Source organism: Paraburkholderia sp., assembly GCF_034668105.1.
In the GTDB taxonomy this organism is placed as follows: domain Bacteria; phylum Pseudomonadota; class Gammaproteobacteria; order Burkholderiales; family Burkholderiaceae; genus Paraburkholderia.
On sequence record NZ_JAXDPY010000026.1, the window covers coordinates 1 to 15,513 of the forward strand.

The 15,513-nt window shown below is 62.9% G+C and carries 16 protein-coding genes and 2 pseudogenes; 10 read left to right on the forward strand and 8 right to left on the reverse strand.

Annotation, left to right across the window (positions count from 1 at the left end; genetic code table 11):
• Position 1 precedes the first annotated feature (1 nt).
• Positions 2-2,494, forward strand: coding sequence for an FAD-dependent oxidoreductase (locus QOC89_RS01315; RefSeq protein ID WP_323043368.1), 2,493 nt, complete (start codon positions 2-4; stop codon positions 2,492-2,494).
• Here QOC89_RS01315 and QOC89_RS01320 read toward each other — a convergent pair.
• From QOC89_RS01320 to QOC89_RS01330, 3 genes are all read right to left on the reverse strand, one after another.
• Positions 2,491-3,030, reverse strand: a complete 540-nt coding sequence (locus tag QOC89_RS01320; RefSeq protein WP_323043369.1) for a cytochrome b — start codon at positions 3,028-3,030, stop codon at positions 2,491-2,493. The genes QOC89_RS01315 and QOC89_RS01320 overlap by 4 nt on opposite strands.
• On the reverse strand, positions 3,027-4,118 hold the full coding sequence (locus QOC89_RS01325; protein ID WP_323043370.1) for a catalase family peroxidase: 1,092 nt from the start codon (positions 4,116-4,118) through the stop codon (positions 3,027-3,029). Before QOC89_RS01325 ends, QOC89_RS01320 begins: the two co-directional genes overlap by 4 nt.
• A 116-nt stretch (positions 4,119-4,234) precedes the next feature.
• Positions 4,235-4,510 carry a DUF4148 domain-containing protein gene (locus tag QOC89_RS01330; protein ID WP_323043371.1) on the reverse strand — a complete coding sequence of 92 codons (276 nt, stop codon included), beginning with the start codon at positions 4,508-4,510 and terminating at the stop codon, positions 4,235-4,237.
• A gap of 165 nt (positions 4,511-4,675) precedes the next feature.
• Here QOC89_RS01330 and QOC89_RS01335 point away from each other — a divergent pair, with 165 nt between their 5' ends.
• The 3 genes from QOC89_RS01335 to QOC89_RS01345 all read left to right on the forward strand — a co-directional run bounded on the left by QOC89_RS01335 (position 4,676) and on the right by QOC89_RS01345 (position 6,887).
• Positions 4,676-5,401, forward strand: a complete 726-nt coding sequence (locus QOC89_RS01335) for a transcriptional regulator (protein WP_323043372.1) — start codon at positions 4,676-4,678, stop codon at positions 5,399-5,401.
• A gap of 143 nt (positions 5,402-5,544) precedes the next feature.
• Positions 5,545-6,063, forward strand: a complete 519-nt coding sequence (locus QOC89_RS01340; RefSeq protein WP_323043373.1) for a sigma-70 family RNA polymerase sigma factor — start codon at positions 5,545-5,547, stop codon at positions 6,061-6,063.
• A complete protein-coding gene (locus tag QOC89_RS01345) occupies positions 6,060-6,887 on the forward strand; it encodes an anti-sigma factor (RefSeq protein ID WP_323043374.1) in 828 nt (275 codons plus the stop codon). Before QOC89_RS01340 ends, QOC89_RS01345 begins: the two co-directional genes overlap by 4 nt.
• Here QOC89_RS01345 and QOC89_RS01350 read toward each other — a convergent pair.
• Positions 6,797-7,054, reverse strand: a pseudogene (locus QOC89_RS01350) (helix-turn-helix domain-containing protein); the annotation flags it as partial. The gene QOC89_RS01345 and the pseudogene QOC89_RS01350 sit on opposite strands and share 91 nt — an antisense overlap.
• Between QOC89_RS01350 and QOC89_RS01355 the strand changes: the two are divergent.
• Both QOC89_RS01355 and QOC89_RS01360 read left to right on the forward strand, forming a co-directional pair.
• Positions 7,047-7,646: pseudogene (locus QOC89_RS01355) on the forward strand (NmrA family transcriptional regulator); the annotation flags it as partial. The pseudogenes QOC89_RS01350 and QOC89_RS01355 overlap by 8 nt on opposite strands.
• Positions 7,643-7,936 carry a hypothetical protein gene (locus tag QOC89_RS01360; protein WP_323043375.1) on the forward strand — a complete coding sequence of 98 codons (294 nt, stop codon included), beginning with the start codon at positions 7,643-7,645 and terminating at the stop codon, positions 7,934-7,936. The pseudogene QOC89_RS01355 and the gene QOC89_RS01360, both read left to right, overlap by 4 nt.
• 136 nt (positions 7,937-8,072) lie before the next feature.
• Here the strand turns inward: QOC89_RS01360 and ribA are convergent, their stop codons facing one another.
• Positions 8,073-8,723 carry a GTP cyclohydrolase II gene (gene ribA, locus QOC89_RS01365; RefSeq protein WP_323043381.1) on the reverse strand — a complete coding sequence of 217 codons (651 nt, stop codon included), beginning with the start codon at positions 8,721-8,723 and terminating at the stop codon, positions 8,073-8,075.
• A gap of 280 nt (positions 8,724-9,003) precedes the next feature.
• On the opposite strand from ribA, the gene QOC89_RS01370 reads away from it, so the two are divergent.
• Positions 9,004-9,447 carry a CBS domain-containing protein gene (locus QOC89_RS01370; RefSeq protein WP_169490641.1) on the forward strand — a complete coding sequence of 148 codons (444 nt, stop codon included), beginning with the start codon at positions 9,004-9,006 and terminating at the stop codon, positions 9,445-9,447.
• A gap of 355 nt (positions 9,448-9,802) precedes the next feature.
• Here QOC89_RS01370 and QOC89_RS01375 read toward each other — a convergent pair whose 3' ends face one another.
• Entirely contained in the window at positions 9,803-10,147 is a 345-nt protein-coding gene (locus tag QOC89_RS01375) for a DUF4148 domain-containing protein (protein ID WP_323043376.1), read from the reverse strand.
• Positions 10,148-10,419: 272 nt separating this feature from the next.
• Positions 10,420-11,067: a DNA-3-methyladenine glycosylase gene (locus tag QOC89_RS01380; protein ID WP_323043382.1), complete on the reverse strand. Its 648-nt coding sequence runs from the start codon at positions 11,065-11,067 to the stop codon at positions 10,420-10,422.
• A gap of 305 nt (positions 11,068-11,372) precedes the next feature.
• Between QOC89_RS01380 and QOC89_RS01385 the strand changes: the two genes are divergently transcribed.
• Positions 11,373-11,738 carry a BON domain-containing protein gene (locus tag QOC89_RS01385; RefSeq protein ID WP_323043377.1) on the forward strand — a complete coding sequence of 122 codons (366 nt, stop codon included), beginning with the start codon at positions 11,373-11,375 and terminating at the stop codon, positions 11,736-11,738.
• Positions 11,739-12,180: 442 nt separating this feature from the next.
• Positions 12,181-13,263, forward strand: coding sequence for an ionic transporter y4hA (locus tag QOC89_RS01390; RefSeq protein ID WP_323043378.1), 1,083 nt, complete (start codon positions 12,181-12,183; stop codon positions 13,261-13,263).
• Positions 13,264-13,400: 137 nt separating this feature from the next.
• On the opposite strand, the gene QOC89_RS01395 is transcribed toward QOC89_RS01390, so the two are convergent.
• Positions 13,401-14,294: a LysR substrate-binding domain-containing protein gene (locus QOC89_RS01395; protein ID WP_323043379.1), complete on the reverse strand. Its 894-nt coding sequence runs from the start codon at positions 14,292-14,294 to the stop codon at positions 13,401-13,403.
• A 476-nt stretch (positions 14,295-14,770) separates the two neighbouring features.
• Here QOC89_RS01395 and QOC89_RS01400 point away from each other — a divergent pair.
• Positions 14,771-15,513 (forward strand): ABC transporter substrate-binding protein (locus QOC89_RS01400; RefSeq protein WP_323043380.1); only part of this gene is annotated, 743 nt, incomplete at its 3' end.

Sequence of the window (15,513 nt, forward strand, 5' to 3'; positions counted from 1 at the left end):
AATCCCCCTCCAGGCCCGCGTCGTCATCATCGGGGGCGGCATTATTGGCTGTTCGGTCGCCTATCACCTCACCAAACTGGGTTGGACCGATGTGGTGCTGCTCGAACAGGGCCAACTGTCGTGCGGCACGACGTGGCACGCGGCCGGGCTCGTCGGCCAACTGCGCGCGCAGGAAAGCATGACCAGGCTGATCCGCTACTCCACCGCGCTTTATGCCGAACTCGAAGCCGACACCGGCCTCGCAACCGGCTGGAAACAATGCGGCTCGCTCTCGGTAGCTCGCACAGCCGAGCGGATGACGCAACTCAAGCGCACCGCCGCCGTCGCGCGCGCCTACGGCGTGGCGTGCGACGTGATCGGTTCGCGGGAAGCCGGCGATCTATGGCCGGTCATGCGCACCGACGACCTGCTCGGCGCCGTATGGCTGCCCGGCGACGGCAAGGCGAATCCCACCGATCTGACTCAGGCCCTCGCTCGCGGCGCGCGCTCGCGCGGCGCACGCATCGTCGAGAACACGCGCGTCACGGCGATTCACACGCGCACCGCGCTCGAAGACAAGACAAACGGCACGACCGGCGCACGCGAAGTCAGCGGCCTCGCATGGCGCAATAAGGACGGTGAAGAAGGCACGATCGGCGCGGAGATCGTCGTCAACTGCGCGGGCCAGTGGGCCAAGGCGGTGGGCCGCCTGTGCGGCGTGACCGTGCCTTTGCACTCGGCCGAGCACTACTACATCGTCACCGAGCGGATCGCCGGGGTGCATCCGGACCTGCCGGTGATGCGCGATCCGGACGGCTTCATCTACTTCAAGGAAGAAGTGGGCGGCCTCGTGATGGGCGGCTTCGAGCCGAACGCGAAGCCGTGGGGCATGAACGGCATCCCGGACAATTTCGAATTCCAGTTGCTGCCCGACGACTGGGATCAGTTCGAAATCCTGATGGAAAATGCCCTCCAACGCGTGCCCGCGCTCGAGACAGCGCAGGTCAAGCAGTTCTACAACGGGCCGGAATCGTTCACCCCGGACAACAACTTCATGCTCGGCGAAGCGCCCGAGCTGCGGCGTTTTTTTGTCGGCGCGGGTTTCAATTCGATGGGGATCGCATCGGCGGGCGGCGCAGGCATGGCGCTCGCCGAGTGGATCGTCGCGGGCGAACCCACGATGGACCTGTGGCCGGTCGACATCCGCCGCTTTGCGCGCTTCAACGGCAACGACACGTGGCTGCACGACCGCGTCAAGGAAACGCTCGGCCTGCACTATGCGATGCCCTGGCCGAATCGCGAACTCGATAGCGCGAGGCCGTTTCGCCGCTCGCCGCTGTATGCGCTGCTGCGCGATGACGGCGCGTGTTTCGGCAGCAAGATGGGCTGGGAGCGCGCCAACTTTTTCGCGCCCACGCCCGCGCAGGCTCGGATCGACTACGCGTTCGGACAGCAGAACTGGCTGCCGTGGAGCGGCGCCGAACATCGCGCGTGCCGCGAAGGCGTCGTGCTATTCGACATGACGTCGTTCTCCAAATTTCTCGTCAAGGGACGCGATGCGCAAAGCGTGCTGCAAGGCATCGTCGCCAATGACGTAGCCGTGCCGACAGGTACCACGGTGTACACCGGCATGCTCAACGAGCGCGGCACCTACGAATCGGATTTCACGCTCACGCGCCTCGCCGACGACCAATACCTGCTGGTCACCGGCACCGCACAAACCACGCGCGACTTCGACACGATAGAAAAAGCGATTCCGCACGACAAACACTGCACGCTGGTCGACGTCACCGGCCAATACGCGGTGCTCGCCGTGATGGGCCCCCGTTCACGCGAGTTGCTGCAAAGCGTGTCGAAGGCGGACTGGAGCAATGCGGCGTTCGCGTTCGGCCAAAGCCGCGAGGTCGATCTCGGCTACGCCACCGTGCGCGCCACCCGCCTGACCTACGTCGGCGAACTCGGCTGGGAACTGTACGTGCCGGTGGAATTCGCGGTGGGTGTGTACGACACGCTGCACGCCGCGGGCAAGGCGTTTGGCCTCGTCAACGCGGGCTACTACGCGATCGACTCCCTGCGCATCGAGAAAGGTTATCGCGCATGGGGCCGCGAACTGACGCCGGACACGAATCCGTTCGAAGCGGGTCTGTCATTTGCCTGCAAGCTCGACAAGGACATCCCGTTCCGCGGCCGCGATGCGTTGCTGAAATTGCGCGCCCAAGCGCCGCGCCGTCGTATGGTCGTGCTCACCGCCGACGGCGCCGCCGATCGCATGTTGTGGGGCGGCGAAGCGATTCTGCGCGACGGCAAGCCGGTCGGCTTCGTGAGTTCGGCGGCGTTCGGACACACGCTCGGGTGTCCGGTGGCGATGGGCTATATCAACAACCCGGACGGCCTTGCAGATGCGGCGTATCTGACCAGCGGTCGATACATGATCGACGTCGCCGGCGAGCTGCTGCCCGCGACCGTGCATCTGAAGGCGCCTTATGATCCGCGTTCGGAACGGGTCAAGGGCTAACGGCCGCCACGCGCCATACTCGAAAACACGCCGTCGCGGCGGATCAGCGCATGAAACAGCGCCGCCGCGAGATGCAGCAGCACCGTGGCGAACAACGCAAACGCGAGCCAGCTGTGCAGCGCGCGCAGCAGCGCGAAGAGTTCGTTGTCGTGCGGGGCGATCGGCGGCAAATGCAGCGGCCCATAGAGCGTGATCGGATATCCCGCTGCGGATAGCATCGCCCAACCGATCAACGGCATCGCCGCCATCAGTGCATAGAGGACTCCATGCGAGGCCTTGGCGGCGATGCGCTGCGACGCCGGCATCTCGCCGGGTAACGGCGGACTGCCGCGTTTGATGCGCACGCTCGCCCGCACGATGACCAACAGCAGCAACGCAATGCCGAGCGGCTTGTGGATCGCGATCAGCGTGTCATGCGCGTGCGACACCGTTGCGACCATGCCCACGCCGATGAACAGCATTGCGATGATCAGCGGCGCCATCGCCCAATGCAGGATGCGCGCGAGGGGACTGAAATGGGTATGTGTCGGCTTCATGAACGGCCTCCGTTGGTTTGCGCTTCATGGATCGCCGGGTGCAACGCTTCTTCGCGCGTGCGGCGCTGGTACGACACCGCGTAGGCAGCCGAGCGTGCGGCGAGCAACGGATCGTTCGAAGGCTTGATGCCGGCCGGCAGAATGGTGGGATCGAAATTGACATCGCGGCACGTGCCGTCTTCCTGCGACGTCGTGTGATCGATCACCAGCGTGCCGGCATCGATATGCTGGCGATCATCGGGCCATTGCATGGTTGCATCGTCTATGGGATCGGCTGGCTGTGCGACCGTCAGGATCAGGTGCCAGCGCAACGGTCCGCTTTGCAGACGTTGATCGAGGTCGGCCTCAAGAAAATTCTTCGCGGCCTTTTGTGCGTCGGTGATCGGCGCATACGGCGTTTCCGGCACCATCGCCCAGCGCACGGCGCGGCTGTTGCCCGCACTGTCGCTAAACCAGAACGCGTTGATGCCGTAGTAGGCGGCGTTCGCCAGACTCGATGACGGCGGATGGGCTTTCACCCACGCCTGAAACGGCCTGGTCTCCGGATTCGCGGCGTAGAACGCTTTGAGCTTCGCCGGGTCCGGTTTGCCGGTCGCGGCGTCGGGTTTCGCCGCCACCAGTTGCTGATAGAACTGCTCGGGCGTATGCACGGCAAAAACGGCGGTCGAATTCATGCCAGTGCGCCATTGCTCGCCATTCTGCAACTGGAACAGCAAGGCCATACTGCGCACCGGAGAGCTGGTGTCGGGCGCGGAGGGGTTGCCGCCCGGCACCGCAAAACGGCCCGTGACCGGCGTGCGGCCGGCGGCGAACACGGCGGCGCGCGACAGCGTGGCACCGTCGCCGTTACTGTCGAAATAGCCCTCCACGCATAGGCCCTTCGCATGATTGCGACGGTAGCCGGGATGCGGCTGCCCGGCCACTGCTTCGAACGTATTGATGATGCGCGGCGCCGTGAGGCGCGCGGGTGTCAGCCAGCCAGCGGTATAGGCGAAGCCGCCGGCAAGGACCACGACAACGGCGCCGATCGCGGCGAGCCGGCATGGCACGCAGATCGGCCCGGCACTGGGAACGGATGGTTTTGGCACAACGACTCCTTGACTCTCGAATGGATGCTGTCAGCGGGGCTAACACCCCATTCAGCGATCTATTCCATGCGAGATCCGGCGCGTCCGTTCCGCGTGTGCGCCGGCGATCGAACCCTTCAGTTGCTGCTGCCTGTCGTGCTGCCATTCGCGACGCGGCTCGCGGCGGCCGCCTGAACGGCGAGCGCTTCCTTGTGCTGCTCGACCTGGCGTGCAAAGATGGGATTCACTTCCGGGTATGACGTATCGGTCACATAGTTAAGGCCGTTCTGTTGCGCTTCGATCAATTCCTGGTACACCTGAGCACGTGTCTTGCCTTCCGGGAAAGCACTCGAGGAAGCGCCTAAAGCGACGAAAGCAACAGCGGACAATGCGGCAAAAGCGATCTTCTTCATGATGAACTCCAGTGAGTTTTGTGCGGGTTCGCATGAGGCAAAACCAGGGGTTGGCGGCTTTTATTCCTGCTTTCCTGCGTGCGAAAAAACATATTTCGACGCGGAATAAACCGCACCTGCGCGTGTTCGCCACTCGATAGCCGAAATCCGACAAACGCTCACGCCATGACCTCAACCGACGCCCCCTCCGACCCGCCTCTTTCCGAAGCCGACATCCAGGCCTATGCGGACGGCACGCTGACGCCGGAACGCGCCACATTTCTGCGAGACTATCTGGGCAAGGACCCGGCGGAGGCGCGTCGCGTGGCCTTTTACGGCAGGCTGAACGCACAGATGCAGCAGGCGTTTCAGACCACGGACGAACCCGTTTCGAAGCGCGCCCAAGGGTGGCGCGGCGCACTCGATCGGCTGAAAGCCGCGAGGCGTACGCGCAAGGTACTGAATACCGTGGCGGTGCTCGTCATGGCGCTGGCTGGCGCGAGCGGCTGGCTCGCCGCCACCCAGGTGTCCCGCCAGGCACTCAACAATGCCGCCGTGATGGCTCTCGCAGAAACCGCCAGCGCGCAGTATTCCGCGGCGTCGCCAACGCGAACCGAGTTATCCGCGCCCAACCTCGCGGCGATTGGGCTACGGCTCGTCGATCAGAGGGTCCTATCGCTCGGCCCGTTCCAGCGCGCGAGCGAATTCGTTTATCTGAACGGGGACAATCGGCCCGTCGTGCTGATTTCCACCCTGGCATTGCTCGCGCCGTCGCAGCCGCTGTGGGCCGCCCGCCGCATCGGCGAGATTCGGCTGCTCACGTGGACGGCGCAACGGCAGCGCTTCGTGGTCGCCGGCGACGCCCGCACCCACGGTCTGATGCGTGCCGCCGACGTCATGACGATGCGGTAAGCCTTGTTCCGGTTTTCGCAACACGTCAAAAAACAACGGAATAAAATGCGCCCACGCGTGTTTGCATATCGAATGCGCGTGGTGGTTCGATCGACGGCCGCCCACGCGGCGCCTTACGAGAAGCCCCACGATTGGGATACACAATGGATGTCCGTGACGAGTTGATGGAGCATGTGCCGCGCTTGCGGCGCTATGCGCGAGCGCTGATCAACAATCGCGATCTCGCCGACGATCTGGTGCAGGACACGCTCGAACGCGCGCTCGGCCGCACCGGCCTGTTTCAGCCCGGCACCGACCTGCGAGCGTGGCTGTTCACGATCATGCATAACGTGTTCGCCAATCAGGCGCGCAAGGCTTCGGCGCGTGCCGTCCACGTGGCGGTCGACGACGACAGCGTCCACGAAAGCGAATTTGCCGTGCCGTCCGAGCAGGTCCGTTCGCTGGAAATGCGCGACCTCGACTACGCGTTGCAACGCCTGCCCATGGAGCAGCGCGAAGTCGTGCTGCTGGTCGGCCTCGAGGAAATGAGTTACGCCGACGTCGCCCTCGCGCTGAACATTCCGATCGGCACCGTGATGTCGCGCCTTTCGCGCGGACGCGAGCGGCTTCGGGCATTGATGGCGGGCACGCAGCCCGGTGCAAAATTACAGGTGGTGCGATGAGCGACCAACACACGCCGATCGGCGAAGAAGATCTCCACGCATACGTGGACGGCACGCTGTCCGACGAACGACGCGTCGAGGTGGAGCGTGCACTCGAACAGAACCCCGAGTTGGCCACCCGTGTCAGCGACTACTTTTCGCTGAACAACATGTTCCATGACCGCTATGACCGCGTGCTGAGCGAGCCCGTGCCCAAACGTCTGCAAACGCCTTTGGCCGCTAAGCGCCGCTGGGGCATTGCCGCCAACTGGCCGCAGTTCGCCGGGATGGCGGCGGCACTGGTGCTGGGCGTGGGCATCGGCGTGGGCACGCATATGGGGCAGGACGTCGTGGCGCCGGTCGCCGGTCACTCGGACACGCGCCCGGTCAGTGCGGACAGCACGGAAATGTTCGCGCGGCAGGCCGCGGTGGCGCATGTCGTCTATATGCCCGCCATCGACCGTCCGGCGGCAATGACGGCGGACCACGAACAGGATTTCGTGCAATGGCTGTCCGACCGGCTCGGCACCAACGTGCATCCGCCGATGCTCTCGAAGAGCGGCTTCAACCTCTCGGGCGGCCGTCTTTTACCGGGCGCCGATGGACCGACCGCGCAGTTCATGTATCGCGGACCGAATGGCGAACGTGTGACGCTGTGCATTTCGCGTCGTCAGGTGAACTCGAATACCACCGCGTTCAAGCTGTACCAGGACGGGCCGGTGAACGTGTTCTACTGGGTCGACGGCGACTTTGGCTATGCGGTGTCGGGTGGGATCGATCGCAAGGAGTTGCTGCAACTGTCGCATGACGTGTATTCGCAGTTGACGGGTGCGGCTCCGGGTTGAGAGATTGCGCCGGACTTGACCAACTCGCGCGGCGTGACGCCAAGCAGGCGCCCCATCCAATGCGCCATATGACTCTGATGCGCAAAGCCCGTCTCCAGCGCGATCTGACTCGCGCTCAGCCGGCCTTGAAGCAATAGCGTTCTCGCCCGCTCCACGCGCCGCTGCACCGCGCTCTCCGATTACGGCGCGCAACACGCGAGCGGCACCGGCATCACGACGCTGTTTCATACCCTCGAAACGCAACTCGCGACCGTCGACTCACAGTTGACGTTTCTGCGCGCCGCGGAACATATGCATAACTGGGCGCGCGTGCTGCCGCTCGCGCTCGCGAAAGGCGTGTTGCCGAGTCTGCATCATCCGTTGAGCAAGCTGTTTCCGACGGTCGCCGCACAGGACGTCGGCCTGCTGGCCGCCGAACTCCTGCTCGACGACAGACCGGCAAAGGTTTCGCCGCGGGTTGTGAGCATCGAAGGTGAGGAGCGCGTCAGCGCATTGGATGTTGCACGCACGCTCGGTGAATTGACGCACCGTCCGATCTCGGCCCGCGAAGTGCCGCGCAGCGAGTGGGCCGCCATGCTTCAGGGCGCGGGACTCGGCGAAAACCACGCGCGTCTCATCATGGATCTGTACGACGCGCACAACGCGGGCCGCATTGACGTCGAAACGGAGATTAGCGAGCGGCGCTTCGGTTCGACCGCGCTGGCGGATGTGTTTGCGGTAGTGCTGGCGAGCGTCGCGTCGACTGCGACCGCCAGTTGAATTGCAACTGCCAGGGCGACAGCCATGGCGTCCGCAGCTTCGCCTGCAACTTCACGCTGAACCGCACTCGTAAAAGGAGAAACGGCATGTCTACCTGCCCATTACTGCGCGCGTCGATGGATGCGCGGCAGATCGCGGCGCATCGCACCGCGCGAACGCGCGCGACGACGAACGCCGGCAACTGGATAGCGGCAATCCTGGCAAATCTTGTGGGACTGATAGCGTGGCGAACGCTGCGGGACGTGCTCAATGCAATCCCCGACAGCAACGACGACTTTGGCTTGTTCTGACTCGCCGGAACCTGGCTCGGGTTCGCTCGAGTCGGCGGCGCGACACCCAATCCAACGCGGAAATTAACGCTCCAACGCCGGCCACCGTTTTGCAAGCGGCAGCCGGCACGCACGCACGCACGCACGCACGCACCAATTATTCGTTCTCGTCGAAGTAATGCCCAAACTTCGATTGCTTGGTGCGAATATAGCGCTCGTTTTCCTCGCGCATCGGAATCGCCAGCGCGACCCGCTCGCATACCGGAATGCCGTGCTTGGAAAGCGTATCGAACTTCTCCGGATTGTTGCTCATCAGGCGCACTGACGTGACCTTCAGCGTACGCAGAATACCCGCGGCGGAATCATATTCGCGCGAGTCGTCAGGCAAGCCGAGATCGAGATTGGCCTCAACCGTGTCGCGGCCCTGCTCCTGCAACGCATACGCGCGAATCTTGTTCGACAGGCCAATGCCGCGCCCTTCATGGCCGCGCAGATAGAGCAGCACGCCGCAGCCTTCGGCCGCGATATAGCGCAGCGCCAGATCCAGCTGCTCGCCGCAATCACAGCGATACGAGCCAAGCACGTCACCGGTCAGGCACTCGGAGTGCAGGCGCGTCAACACGGACGACTGGTTCGCGACATCGCCCATCACGAGCGCGAGATGTTCGGCGCCGCTTTCGATCACGCGAAACACATACGAAGTGAACGTGCCGTAGCGCGTGGGAAGCGTGGCGGTAGCGTCGAGGACGACGCATTCGCCGTTGATTGCGCCGTCTGCACAAGGCGACGGATCGTGAGACGTGAGCATGGCGTTGGACAATGGTGCTGACATGAACCCGATCAAACCGGGAATGAGGTACGGACTGCGAGTTTACCGCTAATCGACGTAAAACACCCAGATGTCCACGCACCGGCCGGGGAAGCATGGCGGCGGCGTACCGGTTCACCAACTAACGCAAACTAAACGTGCGGCGCGCCACAGGTATTCCCGAGGTACTTCAGCCGCGCGTCGCGCCTATACTGGAACGGCCTGTCCCTCACGACAGCGCGCCGCATCGGCGTGCTGCACTGCGAAACGGAGCCGCTCCATGACAAGCGTTGCACAACTTCTTAAAACCAAACCGAACAACACCACGGTCTTCACAGTGGGAGCCGACGATTCCGTCTATGAAGCGATCAAGCTAATGGCTGAAAAAGGCATCGGCGCACTGGTCGTGACGGACGGCGACAGCATCGCCGGGATCATTACGGAGCGCGACTATGCGCGCAAAGTCGTCCTGATGGACCGTTCGTCGAAGGCTACGCCGGTGCGCGACATCATGAGCAAGGCCGTGCGCTTCGTGCGTCCCGACCAGACCACCGACGACTGCATGGCCTTGATGACGGAACGGCGCATGCGTCACTTGCCGGTGATCGAAAACGATCGGCTGGTGGGCATGGTATCGATCGGCGACCTGGTGAAGAACATCATCGCCGAGCAGCAGTTCACGATTCAGCAGCTGGAGTTCTATATCCACGGCGAACGGCCCTGAGGTCGCAGCCGAGTAAGCACGACACCGCGCATCACACGTCGCCAGGCGAAACACAAGGAGCAAAAAAAGCCCAATCCTTCAAAAGGTTGGGCGAAGCTACCTTGCGGCAGCGGAGGTTCTGAATTGTGGACCGCGGCGATGCGCGGCGCAGCGGACTGATTTAGCTGACAGCGTATGCCGCTGCGCATACCGCTGACGGAAAAACGCAAACTACCTCGATGCGCACAGCATAAAGCGCGCATTACGCGCGCCACGTCAAATTGCTCAACGCGCAATAGCCGCGAGGCGTGCGCTCGAACGATTGCGCACACCCCGTTTAAATCGACTGCCGGCGAACCAGCCGGCAGCCAGCAAATCAGTTACCGAAATAAACCGACTTCGGGCCGGACATCGGCTGCACCGCGCCACCCGACTGCGACGAACCGCTCGTCACGCCACCGTAGCCACTGGTGTTCGCGACCGGTTCCTGGGTCTGCGCCACGGCCGGGTTTTGCGCCTGCACACGGGCTTCGGCGGCTTGAATGTCAGCCGGATAGGTCGGATCGTTGGTGGCGCCCGGGTTGTAGCCGGCTTGTTCCAGCTGAATCAGTTGATTGCGGACTTCGGCGCGGGTCAGCGGCTGGTTGTTCGATTGAGCGAACGAAGCGACCGGAGCGGCGAGAACGGCAGCAATAGCGATTGCCTTGATGAGCGATTTCATGACTTACCTCCAGACTTGGTTTTTTTGCTTCGCTTACCACACCATGTGAGAAGCGAGTGACTTCAGTCTAGTCACCCAATCGCTAAGGGGAAACCCTTAATTTGAAGATACATAATTGTTCAAATCGCAAAAATGCGGCGAAAGTTGCTGCTTGGATATAGTGATGTGCTAGCTTTACCGTAATAATTGTCGGGATCGTAACCATTTGTGTCTGATGTTTCGAAAAGACGCCCGCCGCGCGTGGATTTTGCCGAATCCCCCGCCGCTGACGGTCAACTTTGCGTATTTGACAACGTGCCACCAGGCAGCGTCAGCAACAGCTTTCGCGGTCCGCTGACGAACGCGCTGCCGGGTTCGAAAAACCGTAGCGGCCGATGCATCTCGCGCGACAAGCCGATCCGCGTCGTCACGCCAATTGGCAGATCTCCGGTCTCGATCACGCCGATCCACAGGTCACGTCCGGTGCAGAGATCGCGGCCGTCGAACGACTGATCGAGGCCCAAGGCCATGGTCAGCCGGCCGGGACCGCGGGCGAGGTCGCGCAGCGGCACGCCGGGGCGCCGCGCTTCCATCAGGGGCAAGCCTTCCAGCGGTTCGATGGCACGCAGCAGAATGCCGGCGCCGGTCCCCTCCGCTTCCGCGGACATATTCAGCATGTACGACAGCCCGTATGTGAGACGAACATAAGCGTAGCCGGGGGCGAGAAACATCGAACCGTTGTACGGGCGGCGGCCTTGAAACGCGTGGCTGGTCGAATCGCCGACCGGATAGGCCTCGGTTTCGACAATTCGGCCGCTGATGCGGCCTTCGGGCAAGTCGCGCACGAGGTATTTGCCGACCATGAAGCGCGCGAGCGCCACTGTATCGAGCGGTAAATCGTCACGAAGCAATGGGAGGATGGGCAACGGCTGATTCGGCATGCGGTCTGGATTGGTCATCAAGCGGTGAAGCGCCATCGGTCTGCTTTCATCGGCCCATGCGTTGTACCAAAACCTCATTTGCGGGCCGCTGTGCATTCACCATGGCACTAATTGGAGTATCGTGTGTTTCCGGCCTGCAGGACAGCCTTTGCCGGGCATGCGTGAGCATAGGCCCGCCTGATCAGCGCCAGATTGCAGGAAATCGCGGCAACGTTCCATTCAGATTTGATCCCGAAGTACCCGCTGGTGCAGTACAGCGGTCCCATCCGGGGACTGGTGTATTCATGACAATAGGAGAGAGTTGAATGAAAGCATTCCAGGCAATCAAGATGGTCGGCGGCGCGCTAATCGTTCTGGCGTCCGTCAATGCGTACGCGCAGAGCAGCGATGCGGCGGCGGCACCGGCTCCCATGGCGTCTTCGGCGGGACCTAGATCCACGACGACCAAGAAAGCCGACAATGCATTGGGACGCAAGGTGCGCAGCGCACTGTCGAAGACCAAGGGCCTCAGCGTGGCCAACATCACCGTGCGTGCGCGCAGCGGCGCAGTGACACTCGCCGGCACGGTGCCCGAGCAGCCCCAGATCGACCTCGCAACCCAGACCGCGCAAGGCGTGGCGGGCGTGACATCGGTGAAAAACGCGCTGTCGATCCGTCCGGTCGGACAGTAAGTAGCGCTGACCACGGACGCACCGCCTTGCCACCAGGTGGTGCGTCCGGTCTGGAACATCCGGTTGGTTTCCGTAAAGCGGGTCAGCTCCAGCATTCTCAACCGATGGTAAGTCATGCTTGGGTCATGCTTGAGTCACGCTTGAGCCGCCATTGACTCACGCCTGGACGTGCCGCATCGTCTGCGCCAATCTGCGCGCCTCGATCCCTCAGACGCAGAACAGCAGGCGGACGCCTTATCGGCTTGGCCACCGCATCCGGCACACGCTGTGCCGCATACCGACCAGACTGGTCCGCAGTGACTATCCTTGATAAGTTAATGCGTTAGGACGCATTGTTGACAGGATGGATTAGCACTCGCCTGAAGCCTCGTCTGCGTCCAACCTCGCGAGCCGCGCCCGTCCCATGTCAGCAACCCGAACAAGCAACAAAAGGAAGCCCTGAATGACCTCACCCGCGACCGTTTTGCCCCGCTGGACCATCGCCGCGCCCTTCATCGCGTGGATCGTGCTGGGCGTGTCGTATGCCTTGCCGGGCAACGCGCTGCTGCTCGCACTGATCGGCGTCGCACTGTGCGCGGCGGTGTTCACGGCGGTGCACCATGCGGAGGTGGTCGCGCATCGCGTCGGCGAACCGTTCGGCACGCTGGTGCTGGCCGTGGCCGTCACCGTGATCGAGGTCGCGCTGATCGTGTCGGTGATGTTGACGTCCGGTCCCGAGAAAGCTGGTCTCGCGCGCGACACGGTGTTCGCCGCGGTAATGATCGTCTGCAACGGCATCGTGGGCATTTGCCTGCTGGTCGGCGGCATCCGGCATCGCGAGCAGGACTTTCAGAGCCGGGGCGCCGCCGCCGCGCTGGCGGTGCTCGCGTCCTTATCCGTGCTGACGCTCGTCATGCCGAACTACACCACTACGAGCGTCGGTCCGATTCTGTCGTCGTCGCAATTGGCGTTCGCGGGGGTTTCGTCGCTGGTGCTGTATGGCGTGTTTGTGTTCGTGCAGACGGTGCGGCATCGCGATTATTTTCTCGCCAACGTGCCCGATGAAGACGTGCATGCCGCGCCGCCCACCAACGGCCTCGCGCTGGCGGCCGGCGCCTTGCTGCTGGTGTGTCTGGTCGCCGTCGTGTTGCTGGCGAAGGTTCTGTCGCCGGTGGTGGAAACGGCGGTCAAGAACGCGGGCGCGCCGCCGGGCGTGGTCGGCATTATCATCGCCGCGCTGGTGCTGCTGCCCGAAGGACTCGCCGCCGTGCGCGCGGCGCGCGCCGATCGCTTGCAAAACAGCATGAATCTCGCACTCGGCTCGGCGCTCGCCAGTATCGGGCTGACGATTCCAACCGTCGCCGGGGTGTTTTTGTGGACGGGCCAGCCGCTGGTGCTCGGAATCGACGGCAAGGAAACCGTGCTGCTGATGCTCACGCTGGTGGTCGCAACGCTCACGCTCAGCACGGGGCGCACCACAATCCTGCAAGGCGCCGTGCATCTATCGCTGTTCGCGGCGTATCTGTTTTTGTCTTTCGCGCCTTGATGATCGGCTCGAGGCCCACGCGCTATCGAGACAGGATGGAAAAATGCCCTCGCCGTGAGTCCAAAGTTTCCCATGCAACGTTCATCGGCCAACATGAGCCGCCCCTTCAGGCGAGGCAGGAATATCGCGCGCCTCGCCTACTCTTCCCAGTGCTCCGCGATCCAGTTGCGAAACAGGTTCAGCTTCTGCTGATGCGCGACTGAATCCGGATACACGAAGTAATAGCGCCAACCAGTCTTGAGCACCGTATCGAACGGCCGCACGAGCCGTTTGGCGGTGACATCTTCGTCGATCAGCGCAAGGTCGCTGATGGCGACACCGAAGCCCTGCAACGCGGCGTTGGTGGCCATGTCGAGCGTGTCGAAGCTCGGTCCGTGTTCAGCGTCGATCATCTGGGCGTTCGCGGCATCCACCTCGGTCACCTTGGCGAGCCACATCTTCCAGTCGCGATGATCGCGGGTGGGATGCAGCAGCGTGTGACGCGCCAGATCCGCAATTTCGTGCAGCGGTTTGTCTTTCAGCAGATCGGGCGTGCACACCGGTGTCAGACGCTCCTCGAATAACGGTACCGCCTGCACGTCCACACCCGGCGACGACGCGTAGATGATTGCCGCATCGAACGGCTCGAGCTGGAAATCGACGTCGTGCTGCCAGGTCGTGGTGATCTGCACGTGCAGATCGGGATACTCCGCCTGGAAGCGCATGATCTTCGGCAACATCCAGCGCATCACGCAGGTCGGCACTTTCAGCGCGAGATCGGTGCGTTGACGCGTGAGGCGCAGCGATATCTCTTCGATGCGCGCGAAACTCTCCTTCACGGCCGGCAGCAGCAATTCGCCTTCGGCGGTCAGCGTCAGGCCTTTCGCGTGGCGTTTAAAGAGCGGAAACTTGTAGTAGTCCTCGAGCGCGATGATTTGCCGGCTCACCGCGCCTTGCGTCAGGCACAGGTGGTCGGCAGCGCGCGTGAAGCTGCGATGCCGCGCGACGGTTTCGAAAATCTGCAGCGCATTGAGCGGCGGGAGACGTCGCATGAAGAGTCCGGTCCGGGATCAGGAAAAGTCATTGCATGGGCGTGCGATGTTGCGCGCTATGACGCCCACTGAGCCCACAGCATACGCGATCAGAATTCCAGCACACGTTGTGGCCGACTCGTCCGCATGCATTTCGCTCATGCGCCCAGCTTCAATCGCACCTGAAGGCGCTGGTTTGCACCGACTCAGGGCAGGTCCACCGGGACACCGCACCAGAACCGAGCTTTCCTCATACCTCCACCACCCCGGCCCGCGTTAAATAGTCATGGACGTTAACCCCGATACGCCGCCACCCCGGCGTTCCAACGGACTGGGGCAAACTCGCCGCTAGCATCCCGCGACGGCCAGCCCATGAGATTCCTTCATGCGCTCCATGCGCATATTTCGTTTGGCGGAGGATTTTGACAACCCTAGAGTGCATCAACACGCAACGCTTCGGGCGTAGCGCGAGGTTGGGTTCAACACAGGAGAGCGCCATGCAGGAAATCAAACGGGGTAGAAGGCAGGCCATCAAGACGATCGGCGCGGCACTCGCGGCGTCCACGTTGCCGATGCCGTTCATCAATCTGCGCGCACAGGAGCACAACTTCTCCGGCAAGACGCTGCGCCTCCTGACCTGGTCCGACGACACCGGCGCGGCCGCCTTGCGCAACATCGCCGCCACCTTCACGGCGAAGACCGGCGCCAAGGTAGTCGCCGATCGCGCCGACGGCACGTCCGGCATGGTCGCCAAGGTCAAGGCCGCGGGCGATCGGCCGACCTACGACGTCATTACGCTGGCCGGCGTGGGCGCCGCGGGTCTCGGCGACGCGGGTCTGCTGATGAAGCCCGATCTCGACAAGCTGCCGAATCTGAAGGACGTCGCGCCGCAATACCGCACGGGCGCGAATGGCTTCGGCGTCGGCTATCTGCTGTGGTCGGACGGTTTGATCTACAACACCGCGACGGTCAAGACGGCGCCGGCTTCGTACGAAGCGCTATGGGATCCGAAGTACGCCGGACGTCTGTTCCTGCCGCCGCCCGAATGGGCCGAAGCGGTGGACCTCGCGATCATTGCCGCGAAAATGAACGGCGGCTCGCAACAGAACATCGAACCCGGTTTCAAGAAGCTGATGCAGTTGAAAGACCACGTGATGACGCTCGGCGAGAATCCGAACCAGGTGGCCGATCTGTTCCGCACGGGTTCGCTCGATATTGGCGGCATCTATTCGCCGGCCTT